17 protein-coding genes are annotated in these 20,810 nt (G+C 34.0%); 7 read left to right on the forward strand and 10 right to left on the reverse strand.

What is annotated here, in order from left to right:
- The first annotated feature begins 8 nt into the window (after positions 1-8).
- On the forward strand, positions 9-485 hold the full coding sequence (locus ACXHHC_RS03290) for a DoxX family protein (RefSeq protein ID WP_458228226.1): 477 nt from the start codon (positions 9-11) through the stop codon (positions 483-485).
- 100 nt (positions 486-585) lie between these two features.
- Here the strand turns inward: ACXHHC_RS03290 and ACXHHC_RS03295 are convergent, their stop codons facing one another.
- From ACXHHC_RS03295 to ACXHHC_RS03335, 9 genes are all read right to left on the reverse strand, one after another.
- Positions 586-1,743 carry a hypothetical protein gene (locus ACXHHC_RS03295; protein WP_458228227.1) on the reverse strand — a complete coding sequence of 386 codons (1,158 nt, stop codon included), beginning with the start codon at positions 1,741-1,743 and terminating at the stop codon, positions 586-588.
- Positions 1,744-1,751: 8 nt separating this feature from the next.
- A complete protein-coding gene (locus tag ACXHHC_RS03300; RefSeq protein ID WP_458228228.1) occupies positions 1,752-2,744 on the reverse strand; it encodes a hypothetical protein in 993 nt (330 codons plus the stop codon).
- Between the two features lie 94 nt (positions 2,745-2,838).
- Positions 2,839-3,378, reverse strand: a complete 540-nt coding sequence (locus ACXHHC_RS03305) for a hypothetical protein (protein WP_458228229.1) — start codon at positions 3,376-3,378, stop codon at positions 2,839-2,841.
- Between the two features lie 15 nt (positions 3,379-3,393).
- Complete coding sequence (locus ACXHHC_RS03310; protein ID WP_458228230.1) at positions 3,394-3,744, reverse strand: hypothetical protein; 351 nt, start codon at positions 3,742-3,744, stop codon at positions 3,394-3,396.
- Positions 3,745-3,773: 29 nt separating this feature from the next.
- Positions 3,774-4,994, reverse strand: a complete 1,221-nt coding sequence (locus tag ACXHHC_RS03315; RefSeq protein ID WP_458228231.1) for an adenylate/guanylate cyclase domain-containing protein — start codon at positions 4,992-4,994, stop codon at positions 3,774-3,776.
- A gap of 184 nt (positions 4,995-5,178) precedes the next feature.
- Positions 5,179-6,096 carry a PGN_0703 family putative restriction endonuclease gene (locus ACXHHC_RS03320; RefSeq protein ID WP_458228232.1) on the reverse strand — a complete coding sequence of 306 codons (918 nt, stop codon included), beginning with the start codon at positions 6,094-6,096 and terminating at the stop codon, positions 5,179-5,181.
- A gap of 789 nt (positions 6,097-6,885) precedes the next feature.
- On the reverse strand, positions 6,886-7,752 hold the full coding sequence (locus tag ACXHHC_RS03325; RefSeq protein WP_458228233.1) for a hypothetical protein: 867 nt from the start codon (positions 7,750-7,752) through the stop codon (positions 6,886-6,888).
- Between the two features lie 86 nt (positions 7,753-7,838).
- Positions 7,839-8,099 (reverse strand): hypothetical protein, encoded by a 261-nt coding sequence (locus ACXHHC_RS03330; RefSeq protein ID WP_458228234.1) that lies wholly within the window; start codon positions 8,097-8,099, stop codon positions 7,839-7,841.
- 751 nt (positions 8,100-8,850) lie between these two features.
- Positions 8,851-10,455, reverse strand: coding sequence for a hypothetical protein (locus ACXHHC_RS03335; RefSeq protein WP_458228235.1), 1,605 nt, complete (start codon positions 10,453-10,455; stop codon positions 8,851-8,853).
- A gap of 303 nt (positions 10,456-10,758) precedes the next feature.
- On the opposite strand from ACXHHC_RS03335, the gene ACXHHC_RS03340 reads away from it, so the two are divergent.
- The 3 genes from ACXHHC_RS03340 to ACXHHC_RS03350 are packed head-to-tail and all read left to right on the forward strand — an operon-like array spanning position 10,759 to position 13,628.
- Positions 10,759-11,571 carry an SDR family NAD(P)-dependent oxidoreductase gene (locus ACXHHC_RS03340; RefSeq protein ID WP_458228236.1) on the forward strand — a complete coding sequence of 271 codons (813 nt, stop codon included), beginning with the start codon at positions 10,759-10,761 and terminating at the stop codon, positions 11,569-11,571.
- A 33-nt stretch (positions 11,572-11,604) separates the two neighbouring features.
- Complete coding sequence (locus tag ACXHHC_RS03345) at positions 11,605-12,870, forward strand: NTP/NDP exchange transporter (protein WP_458228237.1); 1,266 nt, start codon at positions 11,605-11,607, stop codon at positions 12,868-12,870.
- 35 nt (positions 12,871-12,905) lie between these two features.
- Positions 12,906-13,628 (forward strand): ThuA domain-containing protein, encoded by a 723-nt coding sequence (locus tag ACXHHC_RS03350; protein WP_458228238.1) that lies wholly within the window; start codon positions 12,906-12,908, stop codon positions 13,626-13,628.
- Positions 13,629-13,687: 59 nt separating this feature from the next.
- Here ACXHHC_RS03350 and ACXHHC_RS03355 read toward each other — a convergent pair whose 3' ends face one another.
- Positions 13,688-14,557 carry a helix-turn-helix domain-containing protein gene (locus ACXHHC_RS03355; RefSeq protein WP_458228239.1) on the reverse strand — a complete coding sequence of 290 codons (870 nt, stop codon included), beginning with the start codon at positions 14,555-14,557 and terminating at the stop codon, positions 13,688-13,690.
- Positions 14,558-14,688: 131 nt separating this feature from the next.
- On the opposite strand from ACXHHC_RS03355, the gene ACXHHC_RS03360 reads away from it, so the two are divergent.
- From ACXHHC_RS03360 to ACXHHC_RS03370, 3 genes are all read left to right on the forward strand, one after another.
- On the forward strand, positions 14,689-17,931 hold the full coding sequence (locus ACXHHC_RS03360) for a DUF1553 domain-containing protein (RefSeq protein WP_458228240.1): 3,243 nt from the start codon (positions 14,689-14,691) through the stop codon (positions 17,929-17,931).
- Between the two features lie 25 nt (positions 17,932-17,956).
- Positions 17,957-19,474 (forward strand): DUF1501 domain-containing protein, encoded by a 1,518-nt coding sequence (locus ACXHHC_RS03365; protein WP_458228241.1) that lies wholly within the window; start codon positions 17,957-17,959, stop codon positions 19,472-19,474.
- 84 nt (positions 19,475-19,558) lie between these two features.
- Positions 19,559-20,695, forward strand: coding sequence for a twin-arginine translocation signal domain-containing protein (locus ACXHHC_RS03370; protein ID WP_458228242.1), 1,137 nt, complete (start codon positions 19,559-19,561; stop codon positions 20,693-20,695).
- The last annotated feature ends 115 nt before the right edge of the window (positions 20,696-20,810 follow it).

The raw sequence follows: 20,810 nt of genomic DNA on the forward strand, positions 1-20,810 counted from the left end.
CAGATACAATGAAACCTTTATTCGTTCTTTTAATTAGTTTTTTAGCAGCCTTATTTATTTTAAAACGTAAAAACAAAACAAACTCATTATCTAGAGCTGCTAAAATTGCCATGTGTATTATGTTAGTCTTTACAGGAGTTGCTCATTTCCCTTTTGCCAAAGGAATGACTGGTATGCTACCCAAATTTATTCCCTTTAGAGAACTACTTATTTATGCGACTGGTGTTTTAGAAATTCTCTTTGGAATTGGCTTGCTTGGCAAATATTCTAAACAAACCGCATGGCTATTAATAAGCTTTTTGATTTGTGTACTACCTGCTAATATTTATGCTGCCGTACACACCATTAACTACCAAACTGGTGCCACCAACGGACATGGTCTTAGCTATCTATGGTTTAGAGCTCCCTTACAGCTTTTCTTTATAGCATGGGTGTATGTTAGTGCTATTAGAAAAAGCACTAACAAATACACCTTCTTTATCTAAATGTTTAAAGTCAAAAAACTTTTCTCCTTATTAAGAATACTTATCTTAAAAAGTCAAAATAATGTTTTACCTTTTTTACACTACATAAAAAGCAATGCTACTATTTCAATCTCAAAATCCTTTCCTTCAACTCAACTTCGGTGATAGGTTTTAATTCAAGTTCTACAATACTATCAGTACTAAAATCAACACCCTTCTCTACATACAAAGGTTGCTCATTTTCTAAAGCAATTGCAACAATGGTTATCTCTTCGTTAAGAGGAATACTGGTAAACTCTATATTTTTCTTGGTGTGCTTAAAATAAGTTTTAGAAACAATACTATTTAAATTTTTAAAGACAACATATAACTTAGCTTCTGCTATTTCGTTTTCAATTTTAAAAAACAAGGTACGTTTTGGAGTTTCAGGTCTATAAAACCGATCTACATTTATCCAGCCGAAATTTAAAATTTTAATGGCATTATAGGTTTTTAATTTTTCCTTTCGTTCTTTCAATTTTCGATAGTAATTATTCAATGCTTTTAAATAAACTTGATACTCTATATCTGTAACATCTTCCTTTCTAACCTTTTTTGGTTTCCTTACTATTTGCTCTTTTATACTTCCAGATTCGTTATAATCAATCGTTGCAATTTCTGCTGCTATTTCCTCTTTTGCTCGAATCGGTTTCTTTGGCACAGGAATTCTCTTAACTAAAAACTTTTCTTTTACAGGTATCCAGTTCATTTGATTCAAGCTATCTCTCTCCCCTAAAAACAAAAACATCTCCTTTTTTGATAGTTTAGGGAACTCAACTTTTAAACCAGCTTTATTCAGTTGTAAGTTTTCTCCGTTTAAGGTCATATTTATATAGTATGCACCTCCGGAAACCAATAAATTATTGTTAGATACCGTTGGAGCATTATTCCATATAAATTCTGATTTCTGGTGCAATTCTATCAACTCAACAGTAACGGTTACATTGCTTGGAATCTTTCCTCCATTAGCTGTACGTAAGTTTTTAGGTTCAAAATAGATAATGGTTCCTCTTTTTCCTCTAATTACCGAGCTCTTTCCTGAGTTTACCATAAACCGTTGTATCTCTTTTTGTTTACTCAACAAGCTATCAATCAACTTAATTGAAGTTAACGGCTTAATCTCCTCCAATTCTTCCTGTATTGTTCTTGTGAGTTTCTCTTGTTTTTTGGCTTCCTTTTTACAAGAAACTACTAATACGAGCAAAACGAATACAAAGCCTATTTCTTTTAAAAGTTTCACAGCATTTTTTATTTAAGATTCAACAACTCCTTCAATTCAGACAATTCAATTTTCTCTAAAACAACTTTTAGCTTTTCTTTCTCCTCTAGCCTTACTTTTGTAGCATACAACTGTTCGTTTTTGCAAGCTGCAATAATCACATAGGTTTCTCCTTTTATTACTGGAATATTTTTAAACGTTACTTGATTATTCAGATGGTAACTAGACACAAAAGAGTTTAAATTTTCATAAATAACATACGAATTAAGCTGCTCAAAACTATTTTGCATAATTACTAGAGTATACGACCTTTTCTCAGTTGTTCTTACAAAACGATCTATATTAATCCATTTTAACTTTTTTAGAAAAATAGGTGAACGACCTAGAGCATATACTCTTTTTTTCCTGATGATTCTCGAGTAATCTCCATTACTAAATCCAACTGTGTCTACTATTTTTCTTTCTGACTCAACGAAAATTGGATTCAAAGTTGTTCCCCTATTCTCTACCCAAATTTCAGTGCGTTCACCTAATACAGGCTTTGCCTCTTCTAATGTATTCCATTTAAACTGTCCTAGGGAATCTACACGAGCAGCAAACAATTGGTTATCTTTTAATTTTGAATCCGGTATAACAACCTCCAACGCTCGTCCTTCCTTTAATATCACTTCTTTTCCTTCACTTTCAAAAGATATATATAAAACTCCAGAGCTTTCTAACAACTCTCCATTATCCGTTAAGGTTTGTATATTGTTTAGAATTAACTCTTCTAGCGTATAAAGTTCTTTTAACTTTAATTGAATTGGCTGTCCGTCTTTTATGTTAAAGTCTTCTCGTTTAAAAATTATTTTTGTGCCTAGTGTTCCTGTAATTTCCTTTACAGCTAAAGTGTCTAAATCGAACTCCTGCAATGTGGTTTTAGATATTTCTTGGAGTTTATCTACTGTAATAATTCTATTTGAATCTGTAGCACAGCTAATAAGTATAGTGAGCATACCTAAAAAAAAGACAATCTTTTTCATAACAAGCAACGGGGTTTAAATAAACAATTTTATACGAAAAGTATGAATACTTTTTTTCAATCTCTCAAAAATAAAGCCAAGAAAACACATTAAATCACTTAACCGCCTTACTTCTAACCCTCTCCTTCACAAAAGCATAAAGAAACACTACACTCAAAAACAAACAGATTTTAAACAAAAAGCCCAGAATGAATTCTCCCAAATAAACATCCCAAACAACACCATCCGCACGCATCCAAGTGCTAGGTAAACGACCTTTGCTTAATAGAATGACTATAATATCAAAGATTTCTAAGTTGACGAGTAACAAAACAGCCACTAGAAACCTAGGGAATAAATACTTTTGTACAAATTGAATTCTAAGTAATTGACTGGCCAAAAACCAAAACACACCTTGTATCCATATAACAAACCAATACTGAGATTCATTTGTTAGCAACCAAAAAAACATTTCTAAAGAAAATAGCACTATCCATAATACACCTCCATAAATCACAACTTGAATAGCATTGGCATCAAAAGCTTTTAATTGTTGGTTCTTTCTAAAAAATGGAAGTAATAAGAAGTAAAATAATGAATATACTCCTATGGTAGCGAGTAGATCTATTCGAATAAAGTCTGTTATAAACACCATAAAACCTAGCTAATATTAATTAGTTTTAGTAACTAAATCCCAACCTAGCTCTTCTATATTTCTTAGAATCCAAAAAACTTTTCTATTGAAATTATTTTTTTGCTCTATTTCTGCATAATGAGCTACGATTTCACCCATTTGCTTTTTCATTTCTATTTTCTTTTGCTCCTTGGACAATTCACTACCTTCAATACTTGCCTGTATCAAAAATACACTTGGACCATCAACACTAGGTTTCAACTGACACCTAATTTCATTTCCAAATTTATTACGAACCATTTCATGATTGATTCGTTTATATAGATATATCGAACAATACAAAACAACCAGAAGTAAGGTAAAGCCAAAAATTGTTCTCTTTTTCATTTCACTGCAATTTTAAATATAGCGTTCTTTTACTCCACAAAATACATTTCCAAGTCCCCTTTTCCTTTGGCAAAAACCTTTCCACGAGAAAGACAACTGAATTTCTGTTTTACAAGTTTAAAAGTAGATGACGATATGTTTATTTTACCAGATGCTCCTGCAGATTCTATTCTACTAGCTGTATTGATAGTATCCCCAAAAAGGTCGTAGGCAAACTTCTTTTTACCCACCACACCAGCTACTACCGTTCCTGAATGTATTCCGACTCTCATTTTCCATTGTAACTCATGGTTTTGATTCCTTTCCTCAAGGTAGGATAGCATCTTTCTTGCAGCTATTACACAGTTTACAGCATGATTTGTGTTTTCATCTTCCAACCCACAAGCAGCCATGTAGGCATCTCCAATGGTTTCTATTTTTTCAATACCTGTTTCCTCCATAATTTCATCAAATCGTCCAAAGATTTCATTGAGTTCATTCACCAAAGTAATTGCCGAGGTAGATGTTACCAACTCAGTAAAACCTTCAAAATCGGTGAATAATATGGATACGTTTTTATGCCTTTTAGGAATGGTCTTTCCACTTTCCTTTAAGTCTTTTATAATGTTTGCTGGCAGGATATTATGTAAAAGATCATCCGATTTTTTTTGTTCTGCAATTAATGAATCTTCGGATCTATCAATCAGCACAGACAAACTCCAAATTAAAGCAAGACAAATAAATGCCGTCATCCCTACATTTACAATTTGTGACAAATAAGTATTCATTCCCTTATTATGCGCATAGAATTCTGACTGAAAGACAACTGTAACTAATAAAGTAACGCAAGCCAATAAACCAAACCCATGAGCAATTGCTCTTGCCTTTCGTGGGAAAGTCATATAAGGAGAGATAATAATTAAGAAACAAACCGTTGTAATGCCCGAATGATATCCTGACAAATACAAAAATACCAGTACTGATGCGTAAGCGGAAACAGCCAACCAAACAGAAGCAGCAACGCGTTTTCCTTTATGGTTTAACACCAATACTAGTAGAAATAAAATGCTTAATAGTACATTCCACACCGCACTGATAGTTTCCGAAATAGAGATCGCTATAAATAGCCACAAGATGTTAAACAACACTCCTAATATTGCTGCAATATTAGAAACCTGTAAATACCTTTTCTCGGTTCCTAAGAATCCTTCTTTAAGACCAATATTAGCCACTCTTTTAAAAAGACTTCCTTTTGTAGTATCAACAGCCATTTTGTTATTCTTGTTTTGTTTAAAAGTAGTAAACTTTAAGGAAGTAGTAAAGTGCTACCCTCTACGAATTCATTCTTAATTACCCCGTCAAAAACGTATTTAAGAACAAGCCACCGCGTGGCGATATATTACTAACAACAACATACCACATGTAAAAAAAGCTCCAGAGGAGCGACATGTTTCTTTAAGAAACTTTCCCAAAATACCTTCTTTCAAATTTCTCCATGATGGAGGTTATTTCTTCTACCTCACAAGAAACCGCCCTATCAACTATGTCCTCTAGAGAGATTTTAAAAATTGATTCTTGTTTTTTTAAAAGTTCTGACTGTAATTTTTGAATCTCTTTTAACGAAAGTTCATCTTCTTTAGGAGACACAACTACATTTGCAAAGTATTTAAAATTGTTCTTTTTTGCATAAGTATAAGTCAACAAATAATTACGATGTATCTGTTGATAACCTTTGGTTTTTAATTCATTTACCAGATGAGTACTGAAAATTTTATGATTAGAAATTAACTGATTCTTAGTCTCAACATTAGAAGAAGAATTACTCCCAAGCAAGTCGGTGTATTTAGTTTCTACACTAATTAATCCTTTTTTTCCTTTACTATCTTCAACCAATATCATTGCATCAAACGCAGATTTATCATTTGTATAATCTGATATAGGAACAGGAATAAACTCTACATCTATAAAGGTAACCTTATGAATCCATGCTAACTCTTTAAACATAGCAGCAATAACTTTAGATACTATTTCCTCATTACCTATCAACAAACTTCTTAAATCACTAAACAAGTTAAAACACATAGGCATGCTGCTTAACATATTATTAAACAGCCTATATTCTTCTATGGTTAAATTCTTATTAACCTGTTTATCTAACACTTTTTGTTGGGCAAAACGAAAGGCCGACTCTGATATAAAATTAGCTCCTGTAACTTCTCCATTTACAAGCATGTTTCCATACTCGTTATCCGAATTTCTGGCAGGTCCTTTCCCATAAGGTTGTTTTAAAACATTTGCTCTATACTCCGACTGTATGAGCCTATATTTCTTTGTAAAAGAAGTATCGGAATCTACCTGATTTCCTATTTCCATAATAAAATATATATTCGTTAAAAATAATGGGGGAAAGGACCAGTTTTAGAACCTCTAAAGCCTAGCTTCCCTAAAAATAGAAAACTTTAATAAGATTTTCAAATAGAAGTTTTTGTTATTTGTTTCTTAGCCCACCAATAGCCACTTCTAAAAGCCACAGCGTGGCGATACATTACTAACAACAACATACGACATGTAAAAAAGCTCCAGAGGAGCGACATGTTTCTTTTTACCAAAACCAAAACGCTAGCTGTCGCTCCTATGGAGCTATACATTAACAACATTACAAATTGCTATTTATATTTCGCTCCTAACGGAGCTAACAAGACGAACTTCCCTCTCTCTAGACATCGGGATTATTTTAAATACTTTTTTATTCACTTCACAGCAAAAGCTACAGCGTAGCGATATATTACTAACCAAACAAGCCTCAACATATAAAAGCTCCAGAGGAGCGACATATTTCTTTTTACCAAAACCAAAACGCTAGCTGTCGCTCCTATGGAGCTATACACTAACAACATTATAAATTGCTATTTATATTTCGCTCCTAACGGAGCTAACAAAGCTAACTTCTCCTCTCTTTAGTCATCGGGATTATTTTAAATACTTTTTTATTCACTTCACAGCAAAAGCTACAGCGTAGCGATATATTACTAACCAAACAAGCCCCAACATATAAAAGCTCCATAGGAGCGACATATAGTTTTGTGGGAATATAGGCTATACGCTTTAAAATAGTAAATCTTCAATATTTTGAGAGAGAGCTAAATTGAAAGTATTATACTTTTAAAAACACAAATAAATTCCATATTTATTTTCATAACCTAACAACTTCTCAGAATATATAGGAGGAAGATAAAGTATTTCATTATAAACTTTCAAATCCTTGTTTTTAATAAAATCTGTAAATAAAATTTCTTCACCTTTAAAGAACACCAAAGGCAGATAATCTGAATCAAATAAATAATCCGCAGAACCTACATAAAAGATATCAGGTGTAGATTCAAAAAGAAACGGCTTAGATATATCCTCTTTATTTAACACTGTAAACTGATTATGGTTAAAACAGATAGCGCAAGAATCATTGCTTGCATCTTCAATGGATTTATATTCGGGGATAATAATATCCTCAAAAGAAAACCTAACAATATTACTATTTGCTATAATCTCATTAGGTATAATCAAACTAAACCTACCCTTTTTATCCGTGTATGTTGAATAAATTTTGTTTAACGTAATAAATTCAACTTTAGCATTATAAATCTTCCTTTTATATAAGGTATCATAAACAGTTCCTGTAAAATTTGTTATTTTCTCTTGTATTATACTCGCAACATTATGACTATCTATTCTTTGTAGTTGATTTGCATGTAAATCATTTATAGAACTTGCCATAATAATTGAAGCTGTTGTTATAATTCCTATTTCTTTTAATGAATAAGTTATCAAAGGAGCTTCAATCTGTGAATTTGTTATTCTAGCACAAAGAGTTTCTTTATTATTTCTAAATTCATTTAAAATCTCTGAACTGTTGAGCTTTGTGAAATCAATTACCTTGGTTGAACATTTCTTACAAAACTTCCCTTTTTCTTCATTAGTCATTTTGTCCCAATCTTCAGAACAAGATTTATTTTTAACTTTAATAAGTTTCATAGTTTTTTTTGTTGTTACGTGGTATAAGCTTTTAAACAGTATAGGTTCTCAAAGAGATTCGAGAACCAGAATGGTATAACATGAAGTTAAATGTTAATAGTTAGTCCAGGAAACTCTGTTTCGATTGTCTCAATAAGACCATGAAAATCTTCAAACCATCTAAGTTTTTCATCTTTATAATTTTTTTCTTCAAATACATCATTACCATCGAAATTGAAAGTGTGCAATTGAAATAATTCTCTTTTAAAATCTAATCGAATTGTATAACTTTTATTATTTAGAGTGTGGTAGAAAGTCTCTATCCCTTTTCCGTTTTTAAGCCTATTATAAATTCTTTTTTTGTTCATTTCAATAATCTACAATTACTAAACAAGCATAGCATTACCCTTATTCGTTTTATTCTCCTCATAAATATACCACATCCAACCAAAACGAATAACAATTATCAAAAAAAACCATTCATATTTTATCAACAGTATTGTGTAAGTACACTTTTTTGTATATCTTTAGGTAAAACCCCAAGACCCCAATTAACTTATGAAAAACACTACCTCTAACCCAGCCAACAATACCAATACTACTGTAGAACAACCAAAAGGAACCTATTTTCCTTTTTCGGTGCAAGCCATAGACGACCATTTGTCTTAGGGATGGTATTACACTATGCTATCTATTAGAAAGACTGCATAGTTAGTTATTTCTAAATACTTCGGCAAGCTCTGTACAAGCTGCTTAAAAACCGAACGAATAAGAACTCTAAAAGCAGATTTCGATACTTCGGAAAAAGATGCTGAATACAAAACAACCAAAAAACTTGAATTTAAGAATGGTTTTCTCTCAAGAATTGGGATGCCAGAACACCATTAAAAATATTTTTTCACCTCTATATTTAAATTACCGCAAGGTTCCGGCAAGCGTGTCGCAAGGCAGCAATTGGGCAACCGGAACCTTGCTATCTTTTTGCCCCAACGTTGCGGCAATCAAGTTGCAGCCTTGCAACTATTCAACCGGAACGTTCCCGTTCGTCCCAGCCCTTTGTTTAACTGGGTTCTTTAAAAAGTGGAAAAAAATGGAATCTAGCTATATTCTTAGCTAGTTTTAAGACAAACGCATAATCAACTCAGACAAATCTTCTTCCTTAGACAGGTTCATTTTTTTACGCAATCTATAACGAGACGTGTTTACACTTTCGTTAGAAATCCCCAATAACAAAGCAATTTCTTTGCTAGAGAAATTCAGTTTAATCAATGCACACAATCTATGATCTTTACGAGTTAGTTTTGGGTATTGCTCGCTCAGCGTTTTGTAAAAAGACTTATTTACCATGCTAAAACGCGCATTAAACTCATTCCAATCGTAACTTTTATTTACTTTTATCTTGGTTAAAATAGTGTTTATAGGTGTTCTGTCTTGGGCATCTACCCCCACAATTAACTCCTTAATTTCATTAATCAACTCGTCTTTATGAATTAGCTGTAAGGCAGAAGATGTCAGTTCTTTGTTTTTAAAGTTCACCACCTCATCGTTCTTTTCTTTGGTTAACTGCTGTTCGTTGGTAAAAGACAAATGCTCCGATTTTCTTTTTTTATTTACATACCACACAATAGCCAAAGCAATTACTGCTATAAACACCACAGAAATGGAAAGTATGGAGTTTCGTAAAAACAAAATCTTCTTTTGCTGCTCCAGCTCATGGTTTCTTACTTTCTCTAAGCGAAATTTTTGGTTCTGTACCTCTTTTCTATAATCGTCCTTAATTTCTATAACACTTTTGTTATTGGTTCCCTTAGCTCCAAAAAGTTCCTCGTTTAAATCTTTGGCTTTTTCTAAATACTCATAAGCCAAGGAGTACTTTTTTGTTTTTAAATAGATTTTAGAAAGTTGGTAATAATCGTTAGGAATGTAATTTTGATGAGACTTGTAAGTATCAAAAGCTTTTAAAGAGTTTAAGTAATACTGCTCACTCTTTTTAAAATCTCCTTTGGTTAGGTACAAATCTCCCAAGAAAGAAAACAATAGTACTTGGTAAGGTTTATTGTCCTCTCCTATCATACTTTCGGCAGCTAACAAGTTCTCTTCGGCCTTTTTTAAATCTCCTGCCCCCAAGTGTATATAACCTTGGGTAGCATTTACTGTGGCTGTATTTATATCTCTATTTAAACGAATACGAATGTTTTTACAACTGTCTAAATAGGTTTGTGCCAATCCATAGTTTCCATTCTCTCGGTTGTAATTGGCAAACACATAATAGGCATCGCTTAATCCTTCTTGTGCCTTTACGTGTTTTTTACCAAAAGCATTTAAAACCTTTAAAGAAGAGGTAAAGTACTTTTCAGCATCGGCATTTCTACCAAACACTCCATACATCATTCCCAAACTTCTGTAAATCTTCCCCAAACGAAGTGAATCTTTATATCGACTTGTATAAATCAATGCTTCCCAAAAACCATCGTACGACTTTGCATAGTTTCCATTTCCTCCATACAATCTAGAGGCTGCTACAATAACATCTACGGCTTTTAGCGTATCTCCTTCTTGCAGTAACTTTTGCTTTAAAGCTTCTAATCTAAGTATTTGTCTATCTGAATTTAAGTCTAAAACAGTTTTTGTTTTATTAGTTGTTAAATCCTGAGAAGAAAGCTTTGCAGAAAAAACCACAAAGAATATTAAGAAAAGAAAAGTATTTAAAAGTTTTAAACTCATTTCATTAGTAAATAAATAACAATCTAAAATAAAACTGTTATATCAAAAACTCGTGTTTATTGGGTTAAAATTCATTTTGTCTATTGAATTTCTATTAAAAACACCCTTCTGTCTATAGGGTTACCATCGCTTTTTAACTCCTACAGCTTAGAAACGAGATAATTTTGTGAATATCAGAAACGAGTTTTTCTATCCATCTAAAAACCGTATCCCAAAATCAACGCACAGCTTACCAAACAGGATACCTTTTTTACATAGCAGTAAAACTCAAAAAAATATTCACTAACACATACTTAATTAATTATGTTACAGATTAAAAAAATCGTTCGTCGAAACGCTCCCTTAGCGTTCGCAATTATTATGGGGCTTTCTCTTTGTTCTTTTGGAACCAAGAATACTCCAGAAACTGCAGCTGCAAAAAAGGATTCCAAAACAGCTATTGTTACCGGTTCTAACAGAGGAATGGGATTAGGTTGGGTAAAGTACTTTTTAACAGAAGGATACCAAGTAGTTGCTACGGCTCGTAAACCAGACAAAGCAACCGATTTAATTGCCCTTAAAAAGAAATACAAAAAGCAATTACATATTGTAAAGCTAGATGTTACCAACGAGGAAGACCAAAAGGTTTTAGGAAAATTCTTACAAAAAAAGAAAATTAAAATTGATGTAGCTATTAGCAACGCAGGGGTTACCATACAAGAAGAATTTGGAAATTGGACCGCCAAAGGAATTGCCATCAACTTTAACGTAAACACTATGGGGGCTGCTTTATTTGCACAAACCATTGCCCCTAGTTTAAAAGACGGTGCTAAGTTGATACAATTGTCTTCTGGTGCTGGGAGTATTACCTATCAAAAGAAGAGTAACGGATTGGATGCCTACTGTATTAGCAAAGCGGGTGTAAACATGTTAACTAGAAAACTTTCTGCACGTTTAAAAGACCGTAACATTATTGTAATCTCTATTGTTCCAGGAGGTGTAAAAACGGACATGAACCCTAATGGAAAACTTTCGGTTCCCCAAGCTATTGGTATTATGTCTAAAACAGTGGCTGGCTTAACTATGGAGCACAGCGGTACTTTTATGAATAATAAAGGGAAAAAAATGCCTTGGTAAGACTTTTCTTACCTCATCTTTAAAAATCACACCATGATTAAAAAAATATTACACAAAGCTTCTGACATTGAGCCCAATGAAATAAAGTCTACAGCACTTTCATTTCTGTTCATATTCATACTAATGCTTTCTTATTACATTCTAAGACCCTTAAGAGATGCATTGGCCAGTGATTGGTCCGATACAGAAGTGAGCCAGTTATGGTCTTTAAACTTTTTTATTAGTGCTGCAGTAGTAGCCATTTACGGTTTTATTGTTTCTAGAGTAAAACTACAATACCTTGTTCCTGGGGTGTATACCTTTTTTGCGGGTGTATTCTTCTTGTTCTATTTCTTTATGACTTCGTTTTCTGATGTAGTTTTAATAGAAAAAACATTCTATGTATGGTTAAGTGTATTTAGCATGTTTCACTTGTCTGTATTCTGGAGTTTTATATCCGATTTGTTTAACAAAGACCAAGCAAGAAGATTATTTGCAACCATTGCTGCCGGTGCTAGTGCAGGTGCTTTAATTGGACCAATGATACCTACATTCTTTGCAGGTGCCATGGGAACAAACAACCTAATGTTGGTAGCTGCGGTTATTTTGTTATTCCCTATTCCTATTATTTTTAAACTGAGCAAACTTAAAAAGGCAGAGCTAGGAAACGACGATGAAATTAGCACCAAAGGAAAATCTACTTTAGGAGGAAATCCTTTTGCAGGATTTAAAACCTTTGTAACCGATCCTTACCTGTTATCTATTGGTATTTTCATTTTACTATACACTATGATTAGCTCTTTTGTATACTTTGAACAAAAGCACTTATTGGCAGAATACGACAGAGCAACACGTACTCAAATTCTAGGTAGTCTGGACTGGATTGTAAACGTTTTAACCTTTACCATTGCCTTTTTTGCGACTTCTAGAATTATTAAAAAAATGGGAATGGGCTTTACATTGGCCTTGATGCCATTTTTAATGTGTGCTGCTATTTTAATACTAGCCTTTGCCCCTATTATGATTATTCTTTTAGGATTGCAAGTTGTACGTAGAGCAGGTAACTATGCACTTACAAGACCTGCCAGAGAAATGCTATTTACAGAAGTAGACAAAGAAAAAAGATTTAAAACCAAACCTGTAATAGATGTAGTGGTTTATAGAGGAGGAGACAGTCTTACGGCTTGGTTATTTACAGGTCTTACCGAAGGTTTAGGTCTTGGTATGACAGCCGTTGGAGTTATTGGTGCAGGTATTGCTGCCATATGGGCCGCACTGGGTATCTATATGGGGAAACTGTACAACAACCAAAAAGCATAATTCAAAACACAAACATTCAAACAAAAATTTAAACGATGAAAAAAATATATAACATCCTATTGTTACTAATTGCAGTGATTACTTTTAACACTGCTACAGCACAAAAAACATCTGTATTGGTTGTAAGAGGTGGACACCCATACGACACTCCAGATTTTGAAAAAATGTGTAATAAATTAAAAGGAGTAAAAGCTGATTTGGTGTTAGATGCGCATTTTAAAAGCATGAAAATAGATGCGATTACAAAAAAGTACGATGCCATCTTATTTATGAATCAGAACAAATACTTTGAGGAGTCTAAAAGAACTAAAAAGTTATATGCAGATTTAACCAAAGCTGGTGTAGGAATGGTATTTATGCACTTTACACTATCTTCTCAGCCAAACTGGGATGAGTACCACAAAATAGTTGGTGGTAAATGGCACTTAGGTAAGTTTACCAAAGACAAAAAGAAACGTTCTACTTACTATATGAATATGACGGTAGATGCAAAAGTGGTAGATCCTAAACATCCTGTAACCAAAGGAGTAAAAGATTTTAAAATGACCGATACTTTTTACGGAAACATTACCACAGAGTCTGATTTAATACCTTTGGTAACTACTACAGAAAACAAAGTACACAAGGCAATTGTTTGGACACATACATACAATAAGTCTAAAGTAGTTTACATTATGCCTGGATTTACTAAAAAGGCATATACCAATAAGTCTTACAAAAAATTAGTAGCGAATTCCCTTAAGTTCGTGGGTAAATAATTGGTTCACTTACATTCATACGCACTCCCCTACTTTGTTTTTAAGTTGGGGAGTTTTTTTTATATCTCCCAACCGTCTTTTCTGTATTGTAAAGGGGTAGTTCCGGTAATTTTCTTAAACACTCTAGAGAAATAAGACATGTTAGAAAACCCTACTCTATCCGATATTTCTTGCAACGTATTGTCTGTAGATGCTAATAATAACTGAGCTCTTTCCACCCTTTTTTTCTGAATATATTCATTGGGGCGTAGCCCAAAAGTATCTTTAAAAATCCTTGAAAAATAATCCACATTTAAGCTCTGAGCATCTGCCAATTCTTTTACCGTAATTTCTGTATGCAAATTTAAGTTGATGTATTCCTGAACCGCATTTAGTTTAAGGTTCTTTTTTTTATGAGACACATCGTTGTTGTACAGCACTACAAACTTTGATAAAATACATTTTAACAATCCTGCAGTTTCTATATATGCACTCTCAGAAAGTCGCATGTTTTCAGTTTTAAAAGACCTAAACACCTTCTCGTTGTCATACACTCTAGGATCATCGTTAGAATAGTTCCTATTGGGATTTATTTCTAACAATCGTTTAAAATACATCAAGCTAATACTGTCTGCTTTTACCTCGTAAATAAAGTTCAGTTTAGAGAAAATTGACAGTCCCGATTCTGATATTTCTACCGCACTAACATAGTACTGTGTCATATGCACATCGCACTTGTATCTACTAAAAGTAAAACTGGGAATTAAATACATAAAACCAGGCTTTAAGGTGTACTCTTCTTTATGATGATACACTTTGGCTTCACCGTCGGTTATGTAATACAATCTAAAAAAAGGACTCATTACATTTTTATAATCCCAAGTACTATCTAAGTTAGCATATCCTACATTTAACAAAGATAATGTTACATTTTCTACAGATTTATACATATTTAGCTATTAATGAACCACTACAAAAACCACACAAGTCGGATTTGTTCAATATTATATCTGACAAATATAATAAAACGACTTTGGTTGACGAGTAATTTTGTAGATAACGAAAACAACGCAACTACTAAATGAAACAGTTCTTTTATTCGCTTATTGCGATTACCATCATTTCTTGTGGCCCAAGCATACCTTCCGAAGTTGAAACTGCTTATAAAGATCTTCCTAAAAAGTTAGATTTCAACCAAGACGTAAAACCTATTTTATCGGACAAATGTTATTTATGTCATGGTCCTGATGAGAAAAAAATATTAGGTGGAGTACAATTACATACGGCAGAAAAAGCATATGCAGAATTACCAGAATCTCCGGGTAAGTTTGCCATAACTCCAGGTAGCTTAAAGAACTCCGAAATGGTGCACAGAATTCTTTCTGATGACCCTAAATACATAATGCCTACACCAGAGTCTCACTTAAACTTAAGTAATTACGAAAAGGCTGTTTTGGTAAAATGGATAAAAGATGGTGCTGAATACAAAAGACACTGGGCTTTTGAGGCTATAGATAGCAAACCAGAAATTCCAGAAGTAGAAAAAGAAGATTGGGTACAAAGCCCTATAGACAATTTTGTATTTAACAAATTGACACAAAAGAAATTAACACCTTCTAAAAAAGCAGATAAAGAAACATTATTAAGACGTGCTTCTTTAGATTTAATTGGATTGCCTCCTACAGAAGCAGAAATTAAAGCATTTGTAAATGACACATCAGAAAACGCATTTGAAAAACAAATAGATCGTTTGTTAGCTTCTCCACACTACGGGGAACAAAGAACGTTGGACTGGATGGACGTGGCACGTTATGCTGATACACATGGGTATAGTAACGATTATTATAGAGATGTTTCTCCATGGAGAGACTGGGTAATTAAAAGCTTTAACGAGAACATGCCCTATGATAAATTCATTACTTGGCAGCTGGCAGGTGATTTATTACCAAATGCTACACGTGAACAACGTTTGGCAACTACTTACAACCGTTTGCACCCTCAAAATATAGAAGGAGGTATTATAGACGAAGAATTTAGAGTAGAATATGTAGCAGATAGAACAGCTACGGTAAGTCAAGGTTTATTAGGTTTATCATATGCTTGTGCTAAATGTCACGATCATAAATACGACCCAATTTCACAAAAAGACTACTACGAGTTGTTTGCGTTCTTTAACAATGTAGACGAAACAGGATTAATTCCTTGGGACAGAGCAACACCAGTTCCTGCCATGTTATTACCCACAGAACAACAAGAAAAAGTGTTGGCTTACTTAAAAGGTATTACAGAAGAAACGGAAAAGAAAGTGGAAACTATTGCTGCAACAGAAGCGAAAAAAGCCGAAAAATGGATTGCGAGCAATGGACATAAAAAGATTACGAATGGTATTAGCAAAAAAGGATTGGTAGCTCATTTTGACTTTAACGATGGTAAACTTACAAACCGAGTAAGAACTAAACACAAATTAAAGTACCAAATGAGACAGCAATTTGTGCGCAACGAGCCTATAGTAATGAAAAAAGGAAAAACCGGAAAAGGCTTGGCCATGGATGGTGATACTTGGATGGATTTAGATAGTATTGGAATTTTTCAAAGAAACCAGCCTTTCTCTATTGGTATAGAAGTATTTATTCCTAAGGACTTAGACGATGGTGTTATTTTCCATAAAATGAACAGTCCAGAGTTACACAGTTTTAGAGGGTATCATCTAAAAGTAAAAGACAATAAGTTAGAGGCTTTATTGGCTCACGTATACCCAGACAACGCAATTGTAGTACAAACATTAAACGAAGTTCCTAAAGAGCAATGGGTTCACTTAACCATGACTTACAACGGTTCTAGTAAAGCAAACGGTGTTGGTATTTACATGGATGGTAAAAAGCAAGAGACTACAACTATACACGATAATTTATACAAAGACATTATCTTTCACGGATTGCGATTGTATGGAAACAAAAGTCCACGCATAGAGCCTGCTTTAAGAATTGGAGCTGTATGGAGAGGTAAAGGTATTAAAGGAGCTACTATAGACGACTTAACAGTTTACAAAAGAACGTTAAGCGATATTGAAGTAATGCAATTGGCAAAAGCAAATGAACTAAAGGAATTAAAGAAAGTAAACTTTGCAAGCTTGTCTAACGAGCAAAAAAATAAATTAACACAATACTACTTGTCTGCAAACTCTTCTGCTTACAACAAAGTATTGAACCAATTAGAGAAAGACAGATTGGCTTATGTGGATAGCATTAACAACGTAAAACAGATTATGGTCTTAAAGGAAAGTAAGTTAAACCGTCAGGCTTATGTGCTAGACAGAGGTAACTATGACTCTCCTACCGACTCTGTATTCCCGAATGTTCCAGAAAGAATTTTCCCAATTGATGAAAGTTTACCAAAGAATAGATTAGGACTAGCTAAATGGATTACCGATAAGAAAAACCCATTAACCGCTAGAGTTACTGTAAACAGGTATTGGCAACATTTATTTGGACGTGGTATTGTAAACACATCCGAAGATTTTGGAAACCAAGGAGAATTACCAACACACCCTAAATTGTTAGACTGGTTGGCTACTTCGTTTGTAGAATCTGGGTGGGATGTAAAGAAATTACACAAAACTATTATGTTGTCTCATACTTACCAACAAAATTCGGCAGTATCAAAAGAACTACAAGCAGTAGACGGAGAAAACAAATGGTTGGCTAGAGGACCTGCAGTAAGATTATCGGGAGAAATGTTAAGAGACAATGCTTTGTTAGCATCAGGATTGTTAAACAAAACTATTGGTGGGAAAAGTGTAAGCCCATATCAGCCTAAAGGATTGTGGAGAGTAAACGGTGCTACCTATAAGCAAGACGAGGGTGATAAATTATACAGAAGAAGTATGTACACTATTTGGAAACGTACAGTTCCACACCCAACCTTAGCAACGTTTGATGCTCCATCTAGAGATTTATGTACTTCTAGAAGACAAAAAACAAATACACCGCTACAAGCTTTAGTAATCTTAAACGACCCTACCTATGTAGAAGCATCTAGAGTACTAGGAAAGCAAATGGCAGATGCAGATAGCATTACTGAAGGAATTCAGTCTGCTTTTAGAAAGTTAACAGGTAGAAGTATTTCGGATAAAGAATTAAAAGTATTAACCGATTTGCAAAAATCAGAATACGAGAAATTTAAAAACAACCCAGAAAAAACAAAAGGTTGGTTAAATACAGGTGAATTTAAAGTGAGCGACAACGATGACAAAGCTTTAATAACAGCCAATGCAATTGTAGCAAGTACCATTATGAACGCTGATGCAAGTATTACGAAAAGATAATTGTTAACCTCCAAACAATAAAATTATGTGCAACAACCACGAATTCAACAAACTTAGATCTAACAACAAAGATCTACAACAGATAGAAAAACAAATAGATAGAAGACACTTCTTAAAAAAGACTTCTCTAGGACTAGGTGCCTTGGCACTAGGTAATCTATTAGGTGCAGAAAAAATGTGGGCTGCTGGTAATCAAGAGCAGGCTACAGAAAAGATATTAGAAACCTATAATAGAAATAGATTAGGTTTACCACATCACTTACCAAAAGCAAAAAGAATTGTTTACTTGTTTCAAAGTGGTGGTCCATCGCAAATGGATATGTTTGACTACAAGCCTAAGTTAAGGGACATGTTTGGAAAAGAAATTCCTGAATCTGTAATAGGAGGAACTAGATTAACAGGAATGAGTGGTAGTCAGAGTTCACTACCCGTTGCTCCATCTAAATTTAAGTTTAAACAATACGGAGAATCTAAAGCATGGGTAAGTGAGGTAATGCCCCATACTGCAGAAATTGTTGACGATTTATGTTTTATTAAAAGTATGCACACCGATCAGATAAACCACACTCCTGCTATTAATTTTATGCAAACAGGTCATCAATTACCTGGTAGACCATCTATTGGTTCTTGGTTAAGTTATGGTTTAGGTTCTGACAACGAAAACTTACCTACATTTATTACCTTGGTTTCTAAAAATGGTAAAGGTCAGCCTTTAAATGCAAACTTATGGGGGAACGGTTTCTTACCTACAGAACACCAAGGAGTTCAGTTTAGATCTGGTAAAGACCCTGTTTTATACTTGTCGGATCCAGAAAACTACGACGGAAACGACCGTAGAAATATGTTAGACTACTTAAATCACCTAAACAATATTCAAAGTGACTCTTTTGGTGATCCAGAAATTCAAGCAAGAATGGCTCAGTACGAAATGGCATTTAAAATGCAAACTTCCGTACCAGAGGTAACAGATATTAGCGATGAACCAGAACACATTTTTGAAATGTACGGTAAAGACAGTAGAGATCCTGGAACCTATGCTGCTAACTGTGTTATGGCTAGAAAGTTATTAGAAAAGGGGGTTAAATTTGTACAATTGTACCACCAAGGATGGGATCAGCACAACAACTGTCCTGGAGGAGTTAAAAACAACTGTAGAAAAACAGACCAACCAACAGCTGCATTAATAAAAGATTTAAAGCAACGTGGTATGTTAGAAGATACTTTAGTAATTTGGGGAGGAGAATTTGGTAGAACTGTATACTCTCAAGGTCAATTAACTAAGAAAAACTATGGTAGAGACCACCACCCTGCAGCCTTTACAATGTGGATGGCTGGTGCTGGAGTGAAACCTGGATTTACATACGGAGAAACAGATGACTTTAGTTACAATGTAGTAAAAGACCCTGTACACGTTCACGATTTCCACGCTACATTAATGCATTTAATGGGAGTTGATCACGAAAAACTAACCTTTAAACACCAAGGTAGACGTTATAGATTAACGGATGTGCATGGTAATGTGGTAAAGGATTTACTATCTTAAACAGAAATGAGCTTTGAGATATGAGAGACTAGAAACACTACCACTCCTATCTAACTATCTAAAAACTAACATCTAAAACAAACTATGTCTACTAGAAGAGATTTCTTAAAAAAAGCAACAACAGCTTCTGTAGTTGCTGCTACAGCTCCAACTTTTGGAGCCTCTATTATATCTAAAAAAGGAGAATCAGAATCTGATTGGTTATTAAACGAAAGTGAAACCATTTTAGGTCATGGAGATTACAAATACAAACTAGAAAAAAACTGGGCTAAAATTAATGCCACTAAAACACCTTTGTTAAACTGTCACGAAATGGTAATGGACAGTAAAGGTCGTTTAATTATGATAGGAGACCATCCTCAAAACAACATTCTAATCTTTGACAAGTCTGGAAAGTTATTGGATTATTGGGGAACGGCCTACCAAGGTGGTCATGGACTAACCTTACACAATGAAGGTGGGGATGATATGCTGTATATTACCGACTCTGGTTGGGCTATGAGTGGAAATGAAAGTAAAATGATTCCTCATAATGGTAGAGTCTCTAAAACCACAGTAGATGGTAAAGTAATTTTTGACATAGGACATCCAATGCAAATTGGAATATATAAACCTACCGAAAGTTTTAGACCATCGGAAACTGCTATTGGTCCTAACGGTGATATCTATGTAGCTGATGGTTATGGTATGAGTAGAATTATACAATACGATGCCAACGGAAGATACATTCGTCACTGGGGTGGAAAAGACAATCCAGACCCTAATTATAGATTGGTAAGTGCCCATGGTGTTGCCATTGATTATAGAGACAAAAAGAACCCTATGGTGGTTTGTACCTCTCGTGTAGAGCAATGTTTTAAATTCTTTACCCTAGATGGTAAATACATTAAAACCATAAAAATGCCTAACATGCAAGTAAATAGAGCTGTTATTGATGACATCAATCTATATGCTGGTGTGTGTTGGTCTCAACCTAAAGAAGGAAGAACAAACTGGAAAGACCACACTGGCTTTGTTACAATTCTTGAAGGAGATAAAGTAGTTTCTAATCCGGGAGGAACACAACCTGTTTACCAAAACGGAGAACTACAAAAGTCTTTCCAATTACCAAACAAACCTATTCTACACGGACATGATGTATGTGTAGATAACGATAAAAACCTATATATCTGTCAGTGGAACGCAAACCACTCGGCACCGTATAAATTAACAAGAGTTTAATTAGTAATTAGTACAAAGTAGTTAGACAACAACTTATTACTTTGTCCTGAATACTCTTTACGCTGTACTCAATATAAAAACAACTAAACTTTGTGTTCTTGTTGAGCACTTAATA

The organism is Wenyingzhuangia sp. IMCC45574 (assembly GCF_054182685.1).